Consider the following 22157-nt stretch of genomic DNA (forward strand, 5'->3'; position numbering starts at 1 on the left):
GACGGGAGAAAGGGCAGCGCCCTTACTCCTCAACCTCCGCATCCAGGAGTTCCATATTCAGGCCGAGGCCACGGACTTCTTTCACCAGAACGTTGAACGATTCCGGTACGCCCGCTTCAAAGTTATCCTCGCCCTTGACGATCGACTCATAGACCTTGGTCCGGCCGGCGACGTCATCCGATTTCACGGTGAGCATCTCCTGCAGAGTGTAGGCGGCGCCGTAAGCTTCCAGAGCCCAGACTTCCATCTCACCAAAGCGCTGACCACCGAACTGCGCCTTACCACCCAGCGGCTGCTGGGTAACCAGGCTGTACGGCCCGGTCGAACGCGCGTGGATTTTGTCGTCCACAAGGTGGTGCAGTTTCAGCAGGTACTTGATGCCCACGGTCACCGGACGCGCGAATTGCTCACCGGTACGACCGTCGAACAGGATCGACTGACCGCTTTCCGAGAAGCCCGCGCGCACCAGCGCGTCGTTGACGTCAGCCTCTTTGGCGCCGTCAAAGACCGGGGTAGCAATCGGAACACCGCGGGTGACGTTGCTGGCCGCTTCGATCAGCTGGTCCTCGTCCATGCCGCTGATGCCCTCTTCATAGACATCCTCGCCATAGGCGTGTTTCATCGCGTCACGTACCGGCGTCAGGTCGCCCGAACGGCGGTATTCCTGCAGCGCCTCATCGATGTTCAGACCCAGACCGCGTGCGGCCCACCCCATGTGGGTTTCAAGGATCTGACCGACGTTCATACGCGACGGCACACCCAGCGGGTTCAGACAGAAGTCAACCGGCGTACCATCGGCCAGGAACGGCATGTCTTCCATCGGAACAACCTTGGAGATCACACCTTTGTTCCCGTGGCGACCAGCCATCTTGTCGCCCGGCTGCAACTTGCGCTTCACGGCGATGAAGACTTTGACCATCTTCATCACACCCGGCGGCAGATCGTCGCCACGACGGACTTTCTCGACCTTGTCCTCGAAACGGGCGTCCAGAGCACGCTTTTGCACTTCGTACTGCTCGTTCAGAGCTTCGACGATCTGTGCATCCTGCTCGTCTTCCAGCGCCAGCTGCCACCACTGACCACGGGTCAGGGTTTCCAGCAGCTCCTCGGTGATCACCGACCCTGCCTTGACGCCTTTCGGGCCTTTCACCGCAGTTTTACCCAGGATCAGACCTTGCAGACGCGCATAGATGTTGCGGTCCAGGATCGCCAGCTCGTCGTCCCGGTCACGGGCCAGACGTTCGACTTCCTCACGCTCGATCTGCAACGCACGTTCGTCTTTTTCGACGCCGTGACGGTTGAACACGCGGACTTCGACGACCGTACCGTAATCGCCCGGCTTCACGCGCAGCGAGGTGTCGCGCACGTCGGATGCTTTTTCACCAAAGATGGCGCGCAGCAGCTTTTCTTCCGGGGTCATCGGGCTTTCGCCCTTCGGAGTGATCTTGCCGACCAGGATATCGCCCGGCTCGACGTCCGCACCGATGTAAACGATGCCCGCCTCGTCGAGGTTGCGCAGCGCTTCTTCACCGACATTCGGGATGTCGCGGGTGATCTCTTCCGGGCCCAGCTTGGTGTCACGGGCGGCGACTTCAAACTCCTCGATATGGACCGAGGTAAATACGTCATCGCGCGCGATACGCTCCGAGATCAGGATCGAGTCTTCGTAGTTGTAACCGTTCCACGGCATGAACGCGACGACCACGTTCTTACCCAAAGCCAGTTCACCCATATCGGTCGACGGACCGTCGGCAATGACTTCGCCCTTCTGGACGGTGTCACCCACCTTGATCAGCGGACGCTGGTTGATGCAGGTGTTCTGGTTCGAACGCTGGAACTTGCGCAGACGATAGATGTCAACGCCAGCATCGCCCAGCTCCAGATCTTCGGTGGCGCGGATAACGATACGCTGGGCATCGACCTGGTCGATGATACCGGCGCGTTTCGCCTGAATCGCAGCACCCGAGTCAATCGCAACCTTTTCCTCGATACCGGTACCGACCAGCGGCGCCTCGGCCCGCAGCAGCGGAACCGCCTGACGTTGCATGTTCGAGCCCATCAGAGCGCGGTTAGCGTCGTCATTTTCAAGGAACGGGATCAGCGATGCAGCGACCGAGACCAGCTGTTTCGGCGACACGTCGATCAGGTCCACATTCTCGCGCGGGGCAAGCGTGTAGTCACCGGCCTGACGTGTCGAAACCAGATCATTGATGAACTTGCCATCGGCATCCAAGGTCGCGTTCGCCTGCGCCACGGTGTGACGCATCTCCTCGGTCGCGGACATGTAGTGAACCTCATCGGTCACCTGCCCGTCTTTTACGACGCGATAAGGGGTTTCGATGAAGCCGTACTTGTTCACGCGGGCAAAGGTGGCCAGCGAGTTGATCAGACCGATGTTCGGACCTTCGGGCGTTTCGATCGGGCACATCCGGCCATAGTGGGTCGGGTGCACGTCGCGCACCTCAAAGCCCGCACGCTCACGTGTCAGACCACCGGGGCCAAGCGCCGAGAGACGGCGTTTGTGGGTGACTTCCGACAGCGGGTTGGTCTGGTCCATGAACTGCGACAGCTGCGACGAGCCGAAGAATTCGCGGACAGCAGCCGCAGCAGGTTTCGCGTTGATCAGGTCCTGAGGCATGACGGTGTCGATTTCAACCGACGACATACGCTCTTTGATCGCGCGCTCCATGCGCAGCAGACCGACGCGGTACTGGTTTTCCATCAGTTCGCCAACCGAACGCACGCGACGGTTGCCGAGGTGGTCGATGTCGTCCACGTCGCCTTTGCCGTCACGCAGTTCAACAAGCGCCTTGATGCAGGCCACGATGTCTTCGCGGCGCAAAGTGCGCAGGGTGTCCGGCGCATCCAGAGCCAGGCGCATGTTCATCTTCACGCGGCCAACGGCGGACAGGTCATACCGCTCGCTGTCGAAGAACAGCGTGTCGAACAGGGCCGACGCCGCTTCGACGGTGGGCGGCTCACCCGGACGCATAACGCGGTAGATATCCATCAGCGCGGTTTCGCGGCTCATGTTCTTGTCCTGAGCCATGGTATTGCGCATGTACGGACCAACATTGACGTTGTCGATGTCCAGAACCGGGATGTCGGTGATACCCGCATCGATCAGTTCTTTCACGGTGCCGCCAATCAGGTCGCCGTCTTTGTCATATTCCAGGGTCAGCTCATCACCGGCTTCGACATAGATCGCGCCGGTTTCTTCGTTGATAATGTCCTTGGCGACAAACTTGCCGACGATGTGATCAAACGGAACCAGCAGATCAGTGACGGTGCCTTCGTCGATCAGCTTCTTGACCGCGCGCGGGGTAACTTTCTTGCCCGCTTCGGCAATCACTTCACCGGATTTGGCGTCAACCAGATCATAGGTCGGGCGGGTGCCGCGTACGCGCTCGGGGAAGAACGGTGTCACCCAACCCTTATTCTTGTCCAGCTTGTAGGACACGGTGTTGTAATACGCGTCCATGATCGCTTCCTGATCCAGACCCAATGCATAAAGCAGGGTTGTCACAGGCAGTTTGCGGCGACGGTCGATCCGGGCGAACACGATGTCTTTGGCATCGAACTCAAAGTCCAGCCAGCTGCCGCGATACGGGATGATGCGGCAGGCAAACAGCAGCTTGCCCGAAGAGTGGGTCTTGCCTTTGTCGTGGTCAAAGAACACACCGGGCGAGCGGTGCATCTGGGATACGATCACACGCTCGGTCCCGTTCACGACAAATGTGCCGTTCGGCGTCATCAAAGGCATATCGCCCATGAAGACATCCTGTTCCTTGATGTCCTTTACCGATTTTGCGCCGGTGTCCTCATCGACATCAAAAACGATCAAACGCAGCGTTACCTTCAGCGGCGCGCTGTAGGTCATGTCGCGTTGCATACATTCTTCAACGTCGTATTTGGGTTTTTCCAGATCGTATTTCACGAATTCCAGAACGGAGGTTTCGTTGAAATCCTTGATCGGGAAAACCGACTGGAACACGCCCTTGATGCCTTCGCCGTCAGTGGGCTGCTCTGCATCGCCGGAGCGCAGGAAAAGATCATAAGAAGATTTCTGGACCTCAATAAGGTTCGGCATCTCCAGCACTTCGCGGATTTTGCCGTAATATTTACGAAGACGTTTCTGGCCAAGGAACGTTTGAGCCATGTCAGATGTCACCTTTCGATGTTCTCAGCGGGCAAAGACACCGTCGGGCCCCGGCATCTTGCACAATCGAGACAACACGTCCGGATCAATTCATGGCCACCGTCCCGAAGGCGGCCTCCCGATCCGAAAACCGTGTCTTAGAAAACGCCTCGCGTCTTGAGGCCCTTTCTAAGACAGGTTCGGCTGGACCCGGATTTCTCCGGACCCAGCCAAATTTTTCGGCACATCAGCGATGCACCTGAGGATAAGCTTAGGCCAGTTCGACTTCGGCGCCAGCTGCTTCCAGCTTGGCTTTGACGTCTTCTGCTTCTGCTTTGTCCACGCCTTCTTTGATCTTGCCGCCGGCTTCGACCAGTTCCTTGGCTTCTTTCAGGCCCAGGCCGGTGATGCCGCGAACTTCTTTGATGACGTTGATTTTCGATGCGCCGGCGTTCTTCAGAACGACGTCGAATTCGGTTTTTTCTTCCTCGGCTGCGCCGCCGGCGTCGCCAGCTGCACCTGCGACCATTACGGCGCCGCCAGCTGCGGGCTCGATGCCGTATTCGTCTTTGAGGATGGTTTTCAGTTCTTGTGCTTCCAGCAGGGTCAGACCCACGATGCTTTCTGCGAGTGCTTTCAGATCAGCCATTTTATCAGCTCTTTCCGTTTACAGTGTGTGTTCCAACGTCAGGGCACATGCCCCACGCAGATCATTCAGTGCCAACCGCTTACGCAGCTTCCGCCTTCTCTTCGATGGTGGAAAGGATGCTTGCGATATTGCTTGCAGGTGCGCCAATCGCGCCGGCGATGTTCGAAGCAGGTGCGCCAATGCAGCCAACGATCGAAGCAATAAGCTCCTCGCGAGACGGCATTTTCGAAACAGCTTCGACGCCTTTGCGGTCCAGAGCGTTCTCGCCCATTGCACCGCCAAGGATTTCGAACTTTTTGTTCTCCTTGGCGAAGTCCTCGGCCACCTTGGCTGCTGCCACGGGGTCCTCGGAATAGGTCAGAACGGTCATCCCTGTCAGCAGGTCGGCCATGTTTGCACACGGCTTACCCTCAAGGGCGATTTTGGCGAGCCTGTTTTTGGCAACACGCACGGAACCGCCCGCTTCGCGTGCACGCGCGCGCAGGTCCTGCATCTCGGCAACTGTCAGACCGGCGTAGTGGGCAACCACTACGACGCCAGAGCTTTCGAAGATTTGGCCGAGTTCCTCGACCACTTTCTCTTTCTGGGCTCTATCCACAGTTCTCTCCAAGTTAGGGGCGAAACCTCACCCCGGCTCATATTTGCCGCAGCTTTCGCTCCGGCGTTCAGGTCCTTGTTACGGGATTGGCCAAAATGCGCCCGAGGGTGGGACCCCCAGAATTCTTTGGTCTTACCCGTCTCAGGCAGGGAATTAAGGGGCCGAACGGACCCACCCACCGTCTTGGACGAAACGAAACAAAGCGCACGACGAATCGCACGCTTTGTTCCGCAGGTCTTCTTAGGGCAGATGGAGGGGGTTTCCAAGGGGTAAATTGCACCCAATTCAGATCATACAGCACCCAAATTCCAAGGGCATGTTTTCAGAACTTCCCGTTGTCGTTTTTCCATTCCTCGCGCGGCGGAACCGCTTCGATGGTGCTCCAATGTTCGACGATCCGATCAGCGTCCCAGCGATACAAATCATAAAAGCTGGAATGCACCCCAATTCTTTCCCCTTCACACACGCAAAGGACGAAATTTCCCTCTGCCAAAACCCGATGCAAATGCTTGTAGACAAATTTTGCCCCGCTTTCGCTTGTTCCTTCCAACACGTTCTTGAGCGCTACGATTCCGTCGGCCATGTCCGGATTGTGCTGTTTTAGATCCTCTGCAACAAAGTCCGCCAATCTGTCAAACCTGCGCTTTATCAGAACGTCTGTTACAAACATGCTGCTAGCGGCCCGGTTTTCTTCCGTCTTCTCCAGGTCCGTTACTTCGGTGTGACCATCCAGCATTCCACGCCCAGAAAGGTTTGGACCGCGCAAAGGCTGAATGTTGTCCCAATGCTCTACGGCTTTGCCATCTTCGAACCGAAACACCTCAAACGCGGCGCGCAGGCTACTGAAATCGTACTCGATATGCGCAAAGGCAAAGTCGCCATCCTCGAAAACCCTTTTGAATGTAACCTTGGGTGAGGTTTTGGACAGCCTTGCGAACAGGTCGGCAATACCTTCGCTGCCTTCGTGAGTTTGAGGGTTGTGCTGGATGTACTTCTCTTCATTCACAACCGCTGCCGCCATGGCGTCACCGGTTTCCAAACCCTTAAGAAATCTTTGGAGCAGTTCGCGCTTAGTTTCCATAGCCATGGTCCGTTCGATTGCCAGAACTGAAATGCATGCGATTTATCTTCGCACCGAACCCGGCAAAATGAAAATCCCGGGCAGTTTGCACCACCCGGGATCAATTCTTTGCATCAGATTTGTCTGGCTTACTCGCCCGAGGCCTCTGCTACATCAACGGTCACACCGGGGCCCATGGTCGAGCTCAGCGCGATTTTCTTCATATAGGTGCCTTTGGCGCCCGACGGTTTCGCCTTGGCTACAGCCGAGACAAACGCGCGGACGTTTTCAGCCAGTTTGGCTTCGTCGAACGACGCTTTGCCAACACCGGCATGCACAACGCCGCCTTTTTCCGCCTTGAACTGAACTTCACCGCCCTTGGCTGCTTCCACGGCCGCTTTCACGTCCATGGTCACGGTGCCAACCTTGGGGTTCGGCATCAGGTTGCGGGGGCCCAGAACTTTACCCAGACGACCGACGATCGGCATCATGTCCGGGGTGGCAATGCAGCGATCGAATTCGATGGTGCCGCCCTGGATGGTTTCCATCAGGTCTTCTGCACCAACGATATCCGCGCCTGCTTCTTTCGCTTCGTCTGCCTTGGGGCCACGAGCGAAAACAGCAACGCGCATCGCTTTACCGGTGCCGTTCGGCAGGCCGACAACACCTCGAACCATCTGGTCCGCGTGACGGGTGTCAACGCCCAGGTTCAGAGCGATCTCGATGGTTTCGTCGAATTTCGACGTTGCATTGGCTTTGACCAGGGCAACTGCTTCGTCTACCGACAGGTTTTCCTTGCCAGCGACAGCTTCGCGCGCGGCGCGCGTACGTTTACCGAGTTTTGCCATCTTACTTCACCTCGATGCCCATAGAGCGGGCCGAGCCCAGGATGATCTGCATTGCGCCTTCGACGTCGTTGGCGTTCAGATCTTTCATTTTGGCTTCGGCGATTTCGCGAACCTGCTTCGAGGTCACGGTTGCCACGGTCTCACGACCTGGGTTTTCCGCGCCACGGGGGCGGTTACGCTTACCAACCGGCTTCAGACCAGCTGCTTTTTTCAGGTAATAAGACGCGGGCGGCGTCTTGATGTCCATGGTGAAGGACTTGTCCTGATAATAGGTGATCACGGTCGGGCAAGGTGCGCCTTGCTCCATGTCTGCGGTCTTGGCGTTGAACGCCTTGCAGAATTCCATGATGTTGATGCCGCGCTGACCCAGCGCCGGACCAACTGGCGGCGACGGGTTCGCCTGACCTGCAGGAACCTGCAGTTTCATTGTACCAGCAAGCTTCTTGGCCATTTGGTTTTCCTTTCAACTTGGGTGAAACGCGTCCCACCCAGATTATGTTGCGTGGTCCGGTCCGGGATCGCGACCCCGGCAACCTCCCACGAGAGAATCTCGCCCAAAGACGATAGAGGCGGCGTTTACATGGGATCAGGAGAGATGACAAGTGGTTGGAGCACCATTTGGGTTGTACCGAATCAAACCCTGAGAGGATTCTTGCTGCCTGCGTGATTACACGCGAGTGTCCGCGCGGCTTCAAATTCCTCTAACAATCTGCAAAGACATGTAAAACCGCCAGTTTGCCGCCAACTGAACGCGACATTGGCGCTTGCTTCGCCACAACGCAGATGACCGTGCTATACTCCTTAAAAATTGTGATTATTGGTGGAGGTTAATTATGATACTTCGTTTAGCTTTAACTCTTGGCATCGCCTTTTCTCTTGCTGCTGCCATCCCTCAAACGGCGCGGGCCGACGCTGGAGAGTTTCTTGGTGGTGCGGTCGTCGGCGGGATCGTTGGTTACGCAATCGGCAAGGACCAACAAAAGAAAAAATCTCAGAGAACAACTACATCGAACCGCACCTATCGGTCAGGTATTCCGTCTACCACACAAGGCGCGCAAACCCAGACCGCGCTCAATTACTTCGGGTATAATGCAGGAAGGGTCGATGGTCAGGTCGGTCGTGGCACCCGGTCCGCAATCGAACGCTATCAGGCCTCGATGGGTTATCCTGTAAACGGCTATGATTTTCAGCCGTATCAGTATGATTTTCTGATGCAAGCCTACTATTGGGCCACAAGCGGTGGACAGGCGACGACTCAACTTGCGGGCCAACCGCTTCTGATGGCGTATCGCCGTCAGGTGCAGACGGGATCTGCTTTGGCTACTGCCCCGCAAGCTCCGGCACAAGCCGCCCCGGCACAACCTGTTCCGGTTGCGACACCGCAAGAACCTGAGCCGGAGACAACCGAAACAACGTCTGCCAGCCTGCCGAGCCTGTTTTCCGGCGGCACCGGAGGCCCGTCGCTGGCCAATCGCTGTAGCGGGGTCATGCTGCAAACATCTACCAATGGCGGCTATACAACCCTGGCGAACATGTCGGATCCCGACTTTGCGCTCAGCGAACAGTTCTGTCTTGCCCGCAGCTACGCGATGGCGCGCGGTGAAGATCTGATTCAGGATATCCAGGGGCTGACGCCGGATCAGGTGAGTGCTCAATGCGACTCGTATGGTGAAATGGTGGCGCCTCAGGTTGATGCTCTGTCTATCAACTCGAAAACTGAGGCTGAAACCCAGATGCGCAAGCTGGCGCTGGACTCGGGCCTCAGCCCCCAAGATCTTGCCGCCACAAGTAAGGTCTGCCTGGCGATTGGCTATCGTCAGGACAACATGGATGCTGCTCTTGGGTCTGCCCTGATGCTGGTCGCAATGGGTGAGCCCGCCTATGGCGAGCTGATTGGCCACCATCTGCGCGAAGGCTTCGGTGTGCAGAAACGTCGCGATCTTGCGATGCAGTGGTATGACGCGAGCCTGTCGGCACTGGATGCCGGATCGCAGGCTGTGTTCCTGCCCTCGCAGACCGACCGCCCGCAACTCTTGCGCGCGGCCATGGTTCAGGCGCAATAGGTCGATCCGTTTTCAGCGAATACCCAAACAAAAAAACGCCGCGTTGCCCTTGGCATCGCGGCGCTTCAATTCTCGAGGAACGTTTCCTCAGCTCTGCTTGGTAACCTGCGTGAAGTCCAGCTCGACCGGAGTTTCCCGGCCAAAGATCGAAACCGAAACCTTCAGCTTCTGGTTTTCGTCGTCCACACCTTCGACCATGCCGTCGAAATCCTCGAACGGGCCGTCGTTGACTTTGACCTTCTCACCGACCTCGAAGCTGATCATCAGCTTGGGTGCTTCTTCACCTTCCTGAACACGGTTCAGGATCTGATTCACTTCGGCGTCGCGCATCGGCATCGGGCGGCCTTGCGGGCCCAGGAAACCAGTGACGCGGTTGATCGAGTTGATCAGGTGATACCCCTGATCCGACATTTCCATATGCACCAGAACGTAACCAGGCATAAAGCGGCGTTCGGTCGTGACCTTCTTGCCCCGGCGCACTTCGATCACCTCTTCGGTGGGCACCAGAACTTCATCGATATCGTCCTCAAGGCCCTGTTCAGCCACCGACGTGCGGATCTGTTCTGCGATCTTCTTTTCGAAATTCGAAAGAACGCTGACCGAGTACCACCGTTTCGCCATGAACCTGTCGTCCTTGTTTGTCTTCGGGGCATCAAGCGTACCGGACACACCCGTCATTAAAATCTTGTCACGCCATCCGGAATAAAAAGCGGCGCGCAGCCCGAATCGCCACACGCCCATTCCGAATAGTACCGCGTCACCTACTCTGACATTGCCCGCAGCGCAAGGGGGCAGAGACGTTTCAGCGCGCTGATCCCGTCTAGCTGAAAGCACCCAGGATCAGTTGAAGACCACCCCGAATACCCAAATCGACCAAAGCGAAAAATACAGCCGTCAGCGCCGCCATGATGAAGACCATTACCGTGGTCAACAGCACCTCGCGCCGGGTCGGCCAGACGACCTTGGAGACTTCGGCACGGACTTGCTGAATGAACTGGATCGGATTGGTGGTGGCCATTTGGCGTGTTCTCTCTGCTAGCGGATGGGCCGGACATAGCCGGGCATTGCGGCAATTTCAAGGGCAGTTGGTTCAACTCTGCCTCTATGGGGCATTCGTTCAGGGTTTGGGTTTGTCATCCCATTCGTCACTCAGGATCCGGCGCGCATCACCTTCGGGGTCTTCGTACTGGTTCGTACGAACGGTATATACAAAGGCAGCCAGACCAACGCCCCCCAGGAACAGGGAAATCGGGATCAGATAAGCAAGCACTTCCATTCAGGTTACCTCAGCCGCAGGGCGTTCAGGGACACGGTAATGGACGAGGTCGACATCGCCAAGGCCGCGATCAGCGGTGTCGCCAATCCGATCACGGCCAGAGGAACGGCGATCACGTTGTAAACGGTTGCGATCTGGAAGTTTTCGCGAATGCGTCTGGTGGCTTTGACGGCCGTGTCACACGCATCCGCAATGGGCGAAAGATCATTGCCCAACAGCACGATATCCGACGCGACCCGCGCCGCATCCAGCGCAGAGGCCGGAGAGATCGACACATGCGCCGCGGCCAAAGCGGCGGTATCGTTCAGCCCGTCGCCAACCATCAGAACTTTGTGGCCTTCATCGCTGAGATCCTGAATGCGTCTTGCCTTGTCCTGCGGCAAAGCCTCGGCGATCCAATCCGTGATTCCCAGTTTTTCGGCCAAGGCGCGCACCGCCCCCTGCGAATCCCCTGAAATCAAAAGTACACGTTTGCCCGAAGCACGCAGGGCATCCACCGCCTCAGCAGCGCCGGGGCGCAACGCGTCCGAGAATCGGAAGGCCACGGGTGCGTCCTCGCCGATTGCAAGCCAGGCTGAAGTATCGGCGCCCTGATCCGCGCCGACCCAGGCCGCCCGCCCCAGACGAACACGTTGACCACGGAATTCGCCCTCAGTGCCATAGCCGGGAACCTCGGCTATTCCCCGCACATTTGCTGGTTTGATCCCTGCCGCGCGCGCCGCTTTTGCCAGTGATACGGACAAGGGATGTGCAGAAGCCTCGGCCAGCGCCAGAGCGACCTCGACCTTGGCGCGTGCATGGTCTGCCAGATTGACCAGTTCGGGTGCGCCGGATGTCAGCGTGCCTGTCTTGTCGAATACAACCGTGTCGGCTTCGGACAGCCGCTCCAGTGCCGTGGCGTGCTTGATCAGCATTCCCTTGCGGAACAACCGGCCCGACGCGGCCGTGGTTACTGCTGGCACGGCCAGACCCAACGCACAGGGGCAGGTAATAATCAGAACAGCCGCCGCGATATTCAGCGCCGTGCGCAAGTCACCGGAATAGATGTACCACCCAACAAAGCTGAGCGCCGACAGAATGTGAACACCCGGCGCATACAGCTTGGCGGCCTTGTCGGCCAACGAGGTATAACGGGACCGGCCAGACTCGGCGATGGCGACCAGATCAGCCATACGATGGAGCGACGTGTCTTCCCCGACCGCCGTTGCCCGGATTGTCAACGGACCCGTCAGGTTGACTTCGCCCGCGCTCACAGTCTGTCCGGCTTCGGCAAAGACTGGCACCGTCTCACCCGTCAGAAGGGATCGATCCAGTTCTGACTGACCCGACACGATCTGGCCGTCCACGGGCATGCGCCCACCCGGTCGCACAAGGATCAGGTCTCCGACGCGCAACTCGGCAACGGGAACTTCATCTTCAACCCCATCGGCGACACGAATGGCGCGGGGAACTTCCAACGCGGTCAATTCCTCGGCCGCAGATCGCGCCGCGGCACGGGTGCGGTAATCAAGATACCGTCCGGCCAGCAGAAAGAAGGTCAATGTCAGGGCTGCGTCGAAATAGGCATGCTCGCCGCTCAACGCGGTTTCCCACAGCGACGTGACCAGCGCCAACAGGATCGCCAGCACAATCGGCACATCCATATTCAGCCGTCGCACGCGCAGGGCGCTCCAGGCATTGGCAAAGAACGGCTGGGCCGAGAACGCAATGGCCGGCAGCGCAATGGCCGCTGAAATCCAGTGGAACATGTCCCGCGTTGCATCCGTCGCACCGGACCATACCGACACCGACAGCAACATCACGTTCATGGATGCAAACCCGGCCACGGCCAGCCGCATCAGAAGATCACGCCCGGCCTTGTCTGTCTGCGTTGCGGACAAAGCCCCCGGATCAAGCTCATGTGCTTCGAATCCTGCCTGTTCAAGCACCGGGATCAGATCGCTTGCACGCGTTTCCGGCGTGGCTTTGATCATCGCGCGTTTGAGCGTCAGGTTCACCCGGGCGTCTTCGACGCCGGGATGCGCGTTCAGTTCACGCTCGACCGTCGCGATACAGGCCGAGCAATGAATGCCCGGCAGCGACAAGGCGATCTGCACATCTTCCGGTATGGGCCGGGCCGGTTCTGCCGGGGCCGCAAGGCAGCCCGGGCAGGCTGCTGTGCCGGATGAAAGCTGAGCCGTCATGCTTACCCCTTCACGTAAAGCGGGACGCGCTGCGAGAATTCGGCGCCTTTTCCGTCACGCGCCACCAATCGGATGTTCCAGTTGCCCTTACCCAGTGTAGCAGGCGTGGCATAGGCTGTACCGTCGAACGTAAAATCCGGCACGAAGTCGTCGCGCAAATGGGTTGCCCGGCCGACCACGGCCTGCAATTCGCTCACCTCAACTGGCGCACCGCTTTCGTCGGTGATGTGCAGGATCAGAAGGCCGCCTTTGGTTTCCGCCCGAACTGTCCAGCCCAGCGCCTGCTGCTCTTTCAGGCGCTCGTTGAACTCCTGGCTGGCGACGTAGGAGTTCTTGACCTCCAACCCGGGAAAGGTTTTCACCGCATTATACGCCAGCACGAGGTTCACCGCGATGATCACGCCAAAAGCGCCGACAAACACGGCCAAAGCGTGCTTTCCGGTGAATTTACGTTCGGCCATGATCAGTTCCCTCGTCCGTTAAACGTGGTGTCCTTGTAGGCGCGTTCGCCGCTGCTGAGGTCTTCGACCCAGATCCGTACTGGCGTCGCCTCTGCTGCGGCCGGATCGCTATCGCGGGAGGCCACGATATATACACGGGTCAATTGTGCCGTATCCGCCGTGACATTCACAGTATCGATATTGGTTCCCTCGATTTCCAGTCGCATCGCCGGATCGCCCGCCAAAGACAGTTTGAACAGACGGTCCTCACCGTGCTTATTGCGCAGACGAACGTCATAGGTGTTGCGGATTGTACCGTCCGACAGGGTGACGAAAGTGGGGTTGCGGACCGGTGCAACAGTCAGATCGATGTCAGAACGGATGAAGAGTGCAAACAACAGCCCGAACCCGACCAGCGCCCACAATGCGGTGTACATGATCGTACGCGGCCTCAGAATGTGCTTCCAGACATTCTTGGCGGGCTCGCCGGATCGCTCATGCTCTTCATCGCTCAGCGCCATGTAGTCGATCAGCCCTCGTGGCTTTCCGATCTTGGCCATCATGTCATCACAAGCGTCGATACAAAGGGCACAGGTGATACATTCCAGCTGCTGGCCATCCCGAATATCGATCCCGACAGGGCAGACATTCACGCAGGCCATACAGTCGATGCAATCCCCCAATTCAGAATCGGCCGTCCGCTTGCCTTTGCCGCGCGGTTCACCCCGCCATTCGCGATAGCCGACAACCAGCGTGTCCTCATCCATCATCGCCGCCTGAATGCGCGGCCATGGGCAGGCATAGATACAGATCTGCTCGCGGGCGAACCCGCCGAAGAAGAAGGTTGTACCCGTCAGGATCAACATCGTCGTGTAGGCAACGGGATGCGCGTTGCCCGTCACAAGATCACGGGCCAGCGTAGGTGCATCCGCGAAATAGAACACCCAGGCACCACCTGTCGCCAAACCGATCAGAAACCAGACCGCCCATTTGGTGGCCCGCAAGCGAGCCTTTCGGAAATCAAGCTTTTCCTGACGGTGCAGGCGCAGGCGGGCGTTTCTGTCACCTTCAATCCACCGCTCGACCAGAATGAACAGGTCCGTCCAGACGGTTTGCGGGCATGCGTATCCGCACCAAACGCGACCCAGAGCGGACGTAAACAGGAACAGACCCAAACCTGCCATGATCAGCAGACCAGCGACAAAGTAGAATTCGTGCGGCCAGATCTCGATCCAGAAGAAATAAAAACGTCGATTTGCAAGATCCAGCAGGACAGCCTGATCAGGCAGGCTGGGGCCGCGATCCCATCTGATCCAAGGTGTCACATAGTAGATGCCCAGTGTCACGATGAGGATGATCCATTTCAGGTTTCGAAACGGCCCCGAAACACGTCTTGGAAAAATCGGCTCACGCGCGGCGTAAAGGCTGGGGGCGGGATCGGAATCGCTCACTGGCTGGCTCCACAAATGGGTCTTCTGAAGACGTCTTGTTCCAGATCATGCCTAGGCGAACTTTGACATGGGTCAAAAAGCGCATCGAGCAAACATCTTTTGAAGATCAGCCCATCTTGCCGGCACCGGAGATCAGGTATTTTAGCCGATTTTCAGCCTATTTTGGCGGAAAATCTACTTGTGGCGCGATACCAGCTACACGTGGTACATGCAGTTTTCCAAGTGCCGACCAATTGTCGCAGCCCCGGGTCAGCCCTGCCCGAACGCGGGTGATCAGCCGTCGTTGCAAAGAACGGAATGGCAAAACAACAGGAATTCAGTGTAAAAAAGCACCGGCTGTTCAGGAAACGCGCGAACAGATGGAACAGCCGGTGCTACAGCCTTCGGGCGGCCAGCCGCCCGAAGGTGCCCTCTAGGTCTTACTGGCCACCACCCAACTGGTGGACATAGGCGGATACCGCACGGATCTGCGCCTCGGTCAGTCGGGTATCCCAGGGCGGCATGACACCAAAGCGGCTGTAAGTCACTGTTTCGGTCAGAGCTTCTTCGCTACCGCCGTAAAGCCAGATCGCGTCGGTCAGGTTCGGCGCCCCCTGGAAGATGTCACCTTTGCCATCTTCACCATGGCAGGCCGCGCAGTTGTCTTCGAAGACTACCTTGCCCGCCTGTGCCGCCGCGTCATCGGTCTGAGCGTTGCTCAGCGACATGACATACTGAACCACCTGCGTGATTTCGTCATGCTCCAGGATTTCACCGAAGGCAGGCATCTCGGAATAGCGCGCATCGTCACTTTCTTCGTTCCGGATACCATAGCTGACGGTGTAGACGATATCTTCCATCGTACCACCCCACAGCCAGGCGTCATCCAGCAGGTTCGGGAAACCCGGCGCGCCCTGCGCACCGGAACCGTGGCACTGTGCACACCAGGTACGGAACACGGCACCGCCAGAGTTCACGGCATATTGCTGAAGCTCAGCGTCCTTCGCGATGTCTTCCAATGGTGTTTCTACCAGTTTGGCGTTCCAGGGTGCATTTGCCTCTTCGAATGCGACCATCTCCTGCTGGACCAAAGCCCGTGAAGACCATCCCATGACGCCGGCGGTTGCCGACTGCACCAGGGGCCATGCTGGATACATGATCGTGTAGATCACGCCCCAGAAGATAGTGGCGTAGAAGGTCCACAGCCACCAGCGCGGCATCGGGTTGTCGAACTCTTCGATCCCGTCCCAGCTGTGCCCGGTTGTATTCGGATCACCCGGCTGTTTTTCAGGTGTCTTGCTCATTGCCGCGCCTCCTTGGATGTGGCGGGTTTGTCTTGATGCCGGAAGGGGATGTTGGCGGTGTCCTTGTATTCCTTGCTGGCACCGGGGCGGAAAACCCAGATGACGATACCAACGAAGAAGGCGAACAACAGCAGCAGCATCCAGCTATCCGCGAACTGCCTGAGAATTGTGTATTCTTCCATCACGATCCTCCTTTAGCGGCTTGCGTCCGGGGTGAAGGTCGAGAAATCGACCAACGTGCCCAGCATCTGAAGATAGGCAACCAACGCATCAGCTTCGGTCAACTCGGGCTGGCCGTCGAAGTTGCGCACGTTGACCTTGTCGCCATAGCGCTCCAGCAGCCCGTCATAGTCGCTGTCCGGGTCAGCCTGAGCGAGGAAGTCGGCTTGTGCGTTTTCCAGCATCTCTTCGGAATAAGGCGTCCCGACCAGAGCATTGGCGGCCATCACATCACCGATGTACTTTCCGTCAATTTTGCGATGTTCGAGGAAGCCGTATTTCGGCATCACCGATTCCGGCACAACGGATTGCGGATCCCGCAGGTGGTCGACATGCCATTGGTCAGAATAGCGGCCACCGACACGCGCCAGATCGGGTCCGGTACGTTTGGACCCCCACTGGAACGGGTGATCGTACATCGATTCCGCCGCCAGCGAGTAGTGGCCATAGCGTTCGACCTCATCCCGCATCGGGCGGATCATCTGGCTGTGGCAGACATAGCAGCCTTCGCGGATGTAGATCTCGCGCCCCGCCATTTCCAAGGGGGTGTAGGGCCGCATGCCCTCCACCTTTTCGATTGTGTTCTCAAGATAGAACAGCGGGGTGATCTGTACGATGCCGCCGATGGTCACGACCAGAAAGCTGAAGATCAGCAGGAGGGTCGCGTTGGTCTCGAGGATCTTGTGTTTGTCGAGAATTGCCATTGCTCCGGCCCTCCTTATTCAGCCGGGACCGCGACGGTCAGGCTGGCCTCTTTGGCCGGCGCTTTCCGCACAGTCATCCACAGGTTGTAGCACATGATCAGCGAACCGGCGACGAACATCACGCCACCCAGAGCACGCACCACATACATCGGGAACTTGGCAGCCACGGTGTCGGCGAACGAGTTCACCAGGAAGCCGTTGGCATCCACTTCGCGCCACATCAGGCCTTCCATGATACCGGTGACCCACATCGACGCGGCGTAAAGCACGATGCCGATGGTGGCGAGCCAGAAGTGCCAGCTGACCATCTGCAGCGAGTACAGACGCTCACGCTTCCACAGGACGGGCACCAGGAAGTACAGCGCACCGAAGGTGATCATGCCGTTCCAGCCCAGCGCGCCCGAGTGCACGTGACCAATGGTCCAGTCTGTGTAGTGCGACAGCGAGTTCACCGCGCGGATCGACATCATCGGGCCTTCGAAGGTGGACATGCCGTAGAAGCCGACCGAGATCACCATCATCCGGATCACCGGGTCAGTGCGCAGCTTGTCCCATGCGCCCGACAGAGTCATCAGACCGTTGATCATACCACCCCAGGACGGCATCCACAGGACCACCGAGAACACCATGCCCAGCGTCGAAGCCCAGTCAGGCAGCGCGGTATAGTGCAGGTGGTGCGGACCGGCCCAGATATACAGGAAGATCAGTGCCCAGAAGTGGATGATCGACAGCTTGTACGAGAATACAGGGCGTTCGGCCTGTTTCGGGATGAAATAGTACATCATACCCAGGAAGCCGGCAGTCAGGAAGAATCCCACCGCGTTGTGGCCGTACCACCACTGGATCATGGCGTCTTGTACGCCCGACCAGACGATGACCGATTTCGAACCCCAGATGCTGACGGGAACGGTCATGTTGTTGACCAGGTGCAGCATCGCGACGGTGACGATAAAGGCCAGGTAGAACCAGTTGGCCACATAGATATGCGGCTCTTTCCGCCTGACGATCGTGCCCAGGAACACCGCCAGGTAGGCGACCCAGACAATGGTCAGCCACAGATCGACATACCATTCAGGTTCGGCATATTCCTTGGACTGCGTTCCGCCCAGAACATAGCCCGTCGCCGCCAGCACGATGAACAGCTGATAGCCCCAGAAAACGAACCAGGCCAGATTGCCGCCCCAAAGACGCGCGGCGCTGGTACGTTGAACGACGTAGAACGACGTTGCGATCAGCGCGTTGCCACCAAAGGCAAAAATCACTGCCGACGTATGCAGCGGACGCAAACGACCGAAATTCAGATACCCCTGTGCCCATTCAAAGTTCAGCACCGGAAAGGCGAGCTGAAACGCGATGAAGGTCCCGGCCAGAAACCCGACCACGCCCCAGAAGGCGGTTGCGATCACGCCATAGCGGATCACGTCATCCATGTATTCGCCCGAGCGATCGACTAGAATATCTGGCTCGTCAGTGTTTCGAAGCGTCCAGATGAACAAGCCACCGGCGATAAGCATCACCAGCAGTGCATGTACCTGATACGCCAAATCGCGTGCATAATTGGTTCCGATCGCTGCAAACAGCGCGATCAGACCAAGCACGATCAGCTTGATGTAATTCGACATATTGCGTCCCTTTGCCATGCCCCGCGCGTTTTTGATTCTTGTACGCGCGAAACCCATTTGACTGGCTGCCGTTCTGAAGCACGGCGGCTGTTACTGCTTTGATCTGTATCAAGACAGTTCTGCGTTTTCTGTGACACGCATTGTAGAGGAAATAGGCCGACTGGTCACATGAGACCAAATGCCCGAATCATGAGGTCGCAATGACTTACAAATCACTACTCACTGTCATGACCGAAACGCAGACAGCACCCGCCGCTCTGGCGCAGATGGTGGCCCTGGCAGAATCTCAGGATGCACACGCGGAAGCCCTGTGCCTTGGGGTCGATCGCAGTCAGACAGGTTATTACTATGCGGGTGCCAATGCGCTTATCGTTCAGGAAACACTGAGCCGGGCCAACGCCGAGGCCAAGGAGCTGTTGAATTTTGCCAATGATTACCTTGGCAAGTCCGGCGTTCGCTGGTCCGCCGAGCATGGCGTCGCGCAAATCGCTGATATCGGACGCCATGTTGCGCATAGGGCACGGTTTTCCGATCTGGTGATCCTGCCGCACCCCTACGGCAAAGACCGTGGGGCCGAGGCCGAGCCCATCATCGAAGCAGCCATGTTCGAAGGGCATTGCCCGGTTCTGGTCGTACCGGACGACGTCGAACCCCTGACGGTGCCGCGCAATATCATGATAGGCTGGAACGAAAGCGTCGAGGCCATGTGCGCCATTCGTCACGCCCTGCCCTTCCTGAAACAGGCCGAGCTGGTCCGAATCGTGGTCATCGATCCACCCCGTCATGGACCCGACCGGTCTGACCCCGGCGGATTGCTGTCACAGATGCTGGCCCGACACGGGGTCAAATGTGAGATTGATGTGCTGAGCAAAAGCATGACGCGCGTGTCGGATATTCTCAACCGCCACGCATCCGATACAGAATCGGATCTGATCGTCATGGGCGCTTACGGTCATTCCCGTTTTCGCGAGGCCATTCTGGGCGGCGCAACACGCAACATGCTGGAGCAGTCTAGCGTACCCGTATTCCTTGCCCATTGATCCGCCCTTCAAAAGCCGCCTGACTCGGCGGCTTTTGTCATCCTCTGCGGATGAGGCCTATCAGGAACAACAGGATCACGGCGCCTACTGTTGCGAAGAAGATAGACGACAGCAGGCCGCCGCCAACGGCAAATCCAAGTGCCGGAAAAATCAACCCCGCAAGAAACGCGCCGACGATTCCGACAATGATGTTGCCGAAAAGACCGAACCCCCGGCCTTCCATGATCTTGCCAGACAGCCAACCGGCGATTGCGCCGACCAAAAGCATTGCCAACAAACTGGTAAATTCCATGTCGATCTCCTGAATCAGACATTCCTGCGAACAAGACCGCGACGGCTGTTAGCGGTCAAAAACCGTTCGCGTCAGACCGGAAAGCCGCCATCCGAATCGTCACCTGCCTCTTCCATCAGGCGGCCCAGATCGGGGATGGTCACGTGTCGCTTTCCTTCAAGTGTGATCACCCCGTCTTTTTTCAAAGCTGATATCTGGCGACTGACCGTTTCCAGTGTCAAACCAAGGTAATCCGCCATTGCTTCTCGGGTCAGGGGCAGGTCGAACACTATAGATCCAGTCAGACCCTTTTGGCTGACCGAAGCGTCCCGGCGCGCAATGATCGACAGCAGGCTGGCAATCTTCTCACGCGCCGTCTTTCGACCCAGAACCAGCATCCACTCGCGGGCAGCGTCAAGCTCGTCCAACGTCATCTGCAAAAGACGATGGGCGATATGCGGGGTGTGGTCCATCAACTCTTCGAACGGTTTCTTGCGGAAACAGCACATCACGACATCCGTCGTGGCCTGAACATCATAGGGCGCAGTATCGCGACCCGGGCGGCCAACGAAGTCGCTTGGCAGCAGCAGACCAACCATTTGGGTGCGGCCATCTTCCATTGTCTGAGTCAACGACGCGATACCAGCCACAACCGAGCCGACAAAACTCATCTGATCCCCAGACCAGATGATCGTCTGACCAGCCTCGAAACTTCGGTAATATTTAATGCTTTCAAGCTCTTCCAGCTCATTGGCATCACAACGGGCACAGACGGCGCGATGACGAATCGGGCAATCTCCGCAATTTGAATGGTCAAATTGTGCTTTTACTGTCATGCGCGTTCCCACTTGATCTCCATCAAAGCACCTGTGTCGCCTGTCGCATAAGGGTATCGCCATGATAGTGAAACCACAATTGGCAAAGCTTGGACTTTTTGACGCGAAAGTACCGCGTTACACAAGCTACCCCACCGCCCCCCACTTCAGCAACGACGTGGGAGCAGATATGTTCGGCGACTGGATTTCCGGGATCAAACCCGGCAGTGCAATTTCGCTGTACATTCATGTCCCATTCTGCCGCAGGCTATGCTGGTTCTGTGCCTGCCGAACACAAGGGACACAAACCGACAATCCGGTAATCGCCTATGTCGATGTTCTGAAGGCCGAACTGGACCTTCTGGCGGCCCGTCTGCCTGAAGGTGTGGTTCTGTCGCGCCTGCACTGGGGCGGCGGCACACCAACATTGCTGAACGCCCAATTGATGCGCGAATTGGCACAACACATCCTGGGTATCGTGCCCATGGGGCCGAATGCCGAATTCTCGGTCGAGATCGATCCGAACGAGATTGACGAGGCGCGTTTGGACGCGCTGGCAGACGCGGGCATGAACCGCGCCTCGATTGGGGTGCAGGATTTCGATGACGAAATCCAGAAAACCATAGGCCGTATTCAAAGCTATGACACAACACGCGACGCAATCGACATGATCCGTGAACGTGGCATCACCAGCCTGAATGCGGATATCCTTTACGGTCTGCCACATCAGACCAAGGCGCGCATGACGGAAAGCGTGCAGAAACTCCTGTCGCTCAACCCGGATCGCGTGGCACTCTACGGATATGCCCACGTGCCTTGGATGGCCAAGCGGCAGCAGCTGATTCCGTCGGACGCCCTGCCCACACCGGAACAGCGCCTTGAACTGTTCGACACGGCCCGACGTTTGTTCCTTTGGGACAATTATGCCGAGATCGGTATCGACCATTTCGCCACTGTGGATGACGGTCTGACACACGCTTTGCGCGCGGGCCGCCTCAAGCGGAACTTCCAGGGTTACACCGACGATCAGGCCGATGTTCTGATTGGTGTCGGGGCCAGCTCGATCTCTCGTTTCCCGCAAGGCTATGCGCAGAACGCTCCGGCCACCTCTGCCCATACCAAAGCCATTCGCGATGGGCAGTTTTCGACATCCCGAGGGCACCTCTTCAAAGGTCAGGACATTCTGCGTGCCCGCCTGATCGAGGCATTGATGTGCGATTTCAAGATCGACACGGCGGAAATCCTGCGGGATCACGATATTTCGGCCTCTGACTTGGACGAGATGTACCGCGCAGCCAACGCATCTTTCGACGGGATGCTGCAAATCACTGAAGCCGGGCTTTTCATACCGCCCGAAGCGCGGGCGCTGACCCGGATGATCGCCCGCAGCTTTGACGCCTATGACCTCAGCAAAGCCGGGCACAGCTCGGCCATCTGACCCTTTTTCGGCGGGCAACATTCGGCCCGTGACGCGCAAAACACATCAGGGGCTTGACG

General features: G+C 57.8%; 21 protein-coding genes. 3 read left to right on the forward strand and 18 right to left on the reverse strand.

Annotated elements, in window-relative coordinates:
- Positions 1 to 22: 22 nt before the first annotated feature.
- From rpoB to rplK, 6 genes are all read right to left on the reverse strand, one after another.
- Positions 23 to 4159, reverse strand: a complete 4137-nt coding sequence (rpoB, locus tag GOW31_RS20095) for a DNA-directed RNA polymerase subunit beta (RefSeq protein WP_171172541.1) — start codon at positions 4157 to 4159, stop codon at positions 23 to 25.
- Between the two features lie 250 nt (positions 4160 to 4409).
- Positions 4410 to 4787: a 50S ribosomal protein L7/L12 gene (rplL, locus tag GOW31_RS20100; RefSeq protein WP_152459178.1), complete on the reverse strand. Its 378-nt coding sequence runs from the start codon at positions 4785 to 4787 to the stop codon at positions 4410 to 4412.
- A gap of 79 nt (positions 4788 to 4866) precedes the next feature.
- Positions 4867 to 5385 (reverse strand): 50S ribosomal protein L10, encoded by a 519-nt coding sequence (gene rplJ, locus GOW31_RS20105; RefSeq protein WP_152459179.1) that lies wholly within the window; start codon positions 5383 to 5385, stop codon positions 4867 to 4869.
- Between the two features lie 322 nt (positions 5386 to 5707).
- The gene (locus tag GOW31_RS20110; protein WP_254441780.1) at positions 5708 to 6472 is read right to left on the reverse strand and encodes a nuclear transport factor 2 family protein; all 765 of its coding nucleotides are present in this window, start codon (positions 6470 to 6472) and stop codon (positions 5708 to 5710) included.
- Positions 6473 to 6594: 122 nt separating this feature from the next.
- The gene (gene rplA, locus GOW31_RS20115) at positions 6595 to 7293 is read right to left on the reverse strand and encodes a 50S ribosomal protein L1 (RefSeq protein ID WP_171119843.1); all 699 of its coding nucleotides are present in this window, start codon (positions 7291 to 7293) and stop codon (positions 6595 to 6597) included.
- A gap of 1 nt (position 7294) precedes the next feature.
- Positions 7295 to 7744: a 50S ribosomal protein L11 gene (gene rplK, locus GOW31_RS20120; RefSeq protein WP_037314971.1), complete on the reverse strand. Its 450-nt coding sequence runs from the start codon at positions 7742 to 7744 to the stop codon at positions 7295 to 7297.
- Positions 7745 to 8126: 382 nt separating this feature from the next.
- Here rplK and GOW31_RS20125 point away from each other — a divergent pair, with 382 nt between their 5' ends.
- Positions 8127 to 9356, forward strand: a complete 1230-nt coding sequence (locus tag GOW31_RS20125) for a peptidoglycan-binding domain-containing protein (RefSeq protein WP_171172544.1) — start codon at positions 8127 to 8129, stop codon at positions 9354 to 9356.
- Positions 9357 to 9443: 87 nt separating this feature from the next.
- Here the strand turns inward: GOW31_RS20125 and nusG are convergent, their stop codons facing one another.
- The 10 genes from nusG to ccoN form a co-directional block, all read right to left on the reverse strand.
- Positions 9444 to 9977, reverse strand: a complete 534-nt coding sequence (gene nusG / locus GOW31_RS20130; RefSeq protein WP_152459924.1) for a transcription termination/antitermination protein NusG — start codon at positions 9975 to 9977, stop codon at positions 9444 to 9446.
- 199 nt (positions 9978 to 10176) lie between these two features.
- Complete coding sequence (gene secE / locus GOW31_RS20135; protein WP_050605011.1) at positions 10177 to 10374, reverse strand: preprotein translocase subunit SecE; 198 nt, start codon at positions 10372 to 10374, stop codon at positions 10177 to 10179.
- A 99-nt stretch (positions 10375 to 10473) separates the two neighbouring features.
- Positions 10474 to 10632, reverse strand: coding sequence for a cbb3-type cytochrome oxidase assembly protein CcoS (gene ccoS, locus GOW31_RS20140; RefSeq protein WP_152459183.1), 159 nt, complete (start codon positions 10630 to 10632; stop codon positions 10474 to 10476).
- A 5-nt stretch (positions 10633 to 10637) separates the two neighbouring features.
- Positions 10638 to 12815 carry a heavy metal translocating P-type ATPase gene (locus tag GOW31_RS20145; protein ID WP_171172546.1) on the reverse strand — a complete coding sequence of 726 codons (2178 nt, stop codon included), beginning with the start codon at positions 12813 to 12815 and terminating at the stop codon, positions 10638 to 10640.
- Positions 12816 to 12817: 2 nt separating this feature from the next.
- The gene (locus GOW31_RS20150; protein ID WP_171172548.1) at positions 12818 to 13276 is read right to left on the reverse strand and encodes a FixH family protein; all 459 of its coding nucleotides are present in this window, start codon (positions 13274 to 13276) and stop codon (positions 12818 to 12820) included.
- 2 nt (positions 13277 to 13278) lie between these two features.
- Positions 13279 to 14706: a cytochrome c oxidase accessory protein CcoG gene (gene ccoG, locus GOW31_RS20155; RefSeq protein ID WP_171172551.1), complete on the reverse strand. Its 1428-nt coding sequence runs from the start codon at positions 14704 to 14706 to the stop codon at positions 13279 to 13281.
- A 419-nt stretch (positions 14707 to 15125) separates the two neighbouring features.
- Entirely contained in the window at positions 15126 to 15989 is an 864-nt protein-coding gene (ccoP, locus tag GOW31_RS20165; RefSeq protein ID WP_171119849.1) for a cytochrome-c oxidase, cbb3-type subunit III, read from the reverse strand.
- Positions 15986 to 16171, reverse strand: coding sequence for a CcoQ/FixQ family Cbb3-type cytochrome c oxidase assembly chaperone (locus GOW31_RS20170; protein ID WP_050605006.1), 186 nt, complete (start codon positions 16169 to 16171; stop codon positions 15986 to 15988). The genes ccoP and GOW31_RS20170 overlap by 4 nt, the downstream gene beginning before the upstream one ends.
- A gap of 12 nt (positions 16172 to 16183) precedes the next feature.
- Positions 16184 to 16912, reverse strand: a complete 729-nt coding sequence (gene ccoO / locus GOW31_RS20175; RefSeq protein WP_152459189.1) for a cytochrome-c oxidase, cbb3-type subunit II — start codon at positions 16910 to 16912, stop codon at positions 16184 to 16186.
- Between the two features lie 14 nt (positions 16913 to 16926).
- Positions 16927 to 18534 carry a cytochrome-c oxidase, cbb3-type subunit I gene (gene ccoN, locus GOW31_RS20180; protein WP_171172554.1) on the reverse strand — a complete coding sequence of 536 codons (1608 nt, stop codon included), beginning with the start codon at positions 18532 to 18534 and terminating at the stop codon, positions 16927 to 16929.
- Between the two features lie 200 nt (positions 18535 to 18734).
- Here ccoN and GOW31_RS20185 point away from each other — a divergent pair, with 200 nt between their 5' ends.
- Positions 18735 to 19574 (forward strand): universal stress protein, encoded by an 840-nt coding sequence (locus GOW31_RS20185; RefSeq protein WP_171172557.1) that lies wholly within the window; start codon positions 18735 to 18737, stop codon positions 19572 to 19574.
- Positions 19575 to 19611: 37 nt separating this feature from the next.
- Here GOW31_RS20185 and GOW31_RS20190 read toward each other — a convergent pair whose 3' ends face one another.
- Positions 19612 to 19866 carry a GlsB/YeaQ/YmgE family stress response membrane protein gene (locus tag GOW31_RS20190; protein WP_170347277.1) on the reverse strand — a complete coding sequence of 85 codons (255 nt, stop codon included), beginning with the start codon at positions 19864 to 19866 and terminating at the stop codon, positions 19612 to 19614.
- 71 nt (positions 19867 to 19937) lie between these two features.
- Positions 19938 to 20681, reverse strand: coding sequence for a transcriptional regulator FnrL (fnrL, locus tag GOW31_RS20195; protein ID WP_171119852.1), 744 nt, complete (start codon positions 20679 to 20681; stop codon positions 19938 to 19940).
- A gap of 61 nt (positions 20682 to 20742) precedes the next feature.
- Here fnrL and hemN point away from each other — a divergent pair, with 61 nt between their 5' ends.
- Positions 20743 to 22098 (forward strand): oxygen-independent coproporphyrinogen III oxidase, encoded by a 1356-nt coding sequence (gene hemN / locus GOW31_RS20200; protein WP_171172559.1) that lies wholly within the window; start codon positions 20743 to 20745, stop codon positions 22096 to 22098.
- Positions 22099 to 22157: the final 59 nt, after the last annotated feature.

The sequence above is a fragment of the Ruegeria sp. HKCCA0370 genome (genome assembly GCF_013033705.1).
Lineage (GTDB): Bacteria > Pseudomonadota > Alphaproteobacteria > Rhodobacterales > Rhodobacteraceae > Ruegeria.

Excerpts from the sequence above, each read along its gene's own strand:
- rpoB (WP_171172541.1), bottom strand. The coding sequence starts at position 4,159 with ATGGCTCAAACGTTCCTTGGCCAGAAACGTCTTCGTAAATATTACGGC.
- rplL (WP_152459178.1), bottom strand. The coding sequence starts at position 4,787 with ATGGCTGATCTGAAAGCACTCGCAGAAAGCATCGTGGGTCTGACCCTG.
- GOW31_RS20110 (WP_254441780.1), bottom strand. The coding sequence starts at position 6,472 with ATGGCTATGGAAACTAAGCGCGAACTGCTCCAAAGATTTCTTAAGGGT.
- rplA (WP_171119843.1), bottom strand. The coding sequence starts at position 7,293 with ATGGCAAAACTCGGTAAACGTACGCGCGCCGCGCGCGAAGCTGTCGCT.
- rplK (WP_037314971.1), bottom strand. The coding sequence starts at position 7,744 with ATGGCCAAGAAGCTTGCTGGTACAATGAAACTGCAGGTTCCTGCAGGT.
- GOW31_RS20125 (WP_171172544.1), top strand. The coding sequence starts at position 8,127 with ATGATACTTCGTTTAGCTTTAACTCTTGGCATCGCCTTTTCTCTTGCT.
- nusG (WP_152459924.1), bottom strand. The coding sequence starts at position 9,977 with ATGGCGAAACGGTGGTACTCGGTCAGCGTTCTTTCGAATTTCGAAAAG.
- secE (WP_050605011.1), bottom strand. The coding sequence starts at position 10,374 with ATGGCCACCACCAATCCGATCCAGTTCATTCAGCAAGTCCGTGCCGAA.
- ccoS (WP_152459183.1), bottom strand. The coding sequence starts at position 10,632 with ATGGAAGTGCTTGCTTATCTGATCCCGATTTCCCTGTTCCTGGGGGGC.
- GOW31_RS20145 (WP_171172546.1), bottom strand. The coding sequence starts at position 12,815 with ATGACGGCTCAGCTTTCATCCGGCACAGCAGCCTGCCCGGGCTGCCTT.
- GOW31_RS20150 (WP_171172548.1), bottom strand. The coding sequence starts at position 13,276 with ATGGCCGAACGTAAATTCACCGGAAAGCACGCTTTGGCCGTGTTTGTC.
- ccoP (WP_171119849.1), bottom strand. The coding sequence starts at position 15,989 with ATGAGCAAGACACCTGAAAAACAGCCGGGTGATCCGAATACAACCGGG.
- GOW31_RS20170 (WP_050605006.1), bottom strand. The coding sequence starts at position 16,171 with ATGGAAGAATACACAATTCTCAGGCAGTTCGCGGATAGCTGGATGCTG.
- ccoO (WP_152459189.1), bottom strand. The coding sequence starts at position 16,912 with ATGGCAATTCTCGACAAACACAAGATCCTCGAGACCAACGCGACCCTC.
- ccoN (WP_171172554.1), bottom strand. The coding sequence starts at position 18,534 with ATGTCGAATTACATCAAGCTGATCGTGCTTGGTCTGATCGCGCTGTTT.
- GOW31_RS20185 (WP_171172557.1), top strand. The coding sequence starts at position 18,735 with ATGACTTACAAATCACTACTCACTGTCATGACCGAAACGCAGACAGCA.
- GOW31_RS20190 (WP_170347277.1), bottom strand. The coding sequence starts at position 19,866 with ATGGAATTTACCAGTTTGTTGGCAATGCTTTTGGTCGGCGCAATCGCC.
- fnrL (WP_171119852.1), bottom strand. The coding sequence starts at position 20,681 with ATGACAGTAAAAGCACAATTTGACCATTCAAATTGCGGAGATTGCCCG.
- hemN (WP_171172559.1), top strand. The coding sequence starts at position 20,743 with ATGATAGTGAAACCACAATTGGCAAAGCTTGGACTTTTTGACGCGAAA.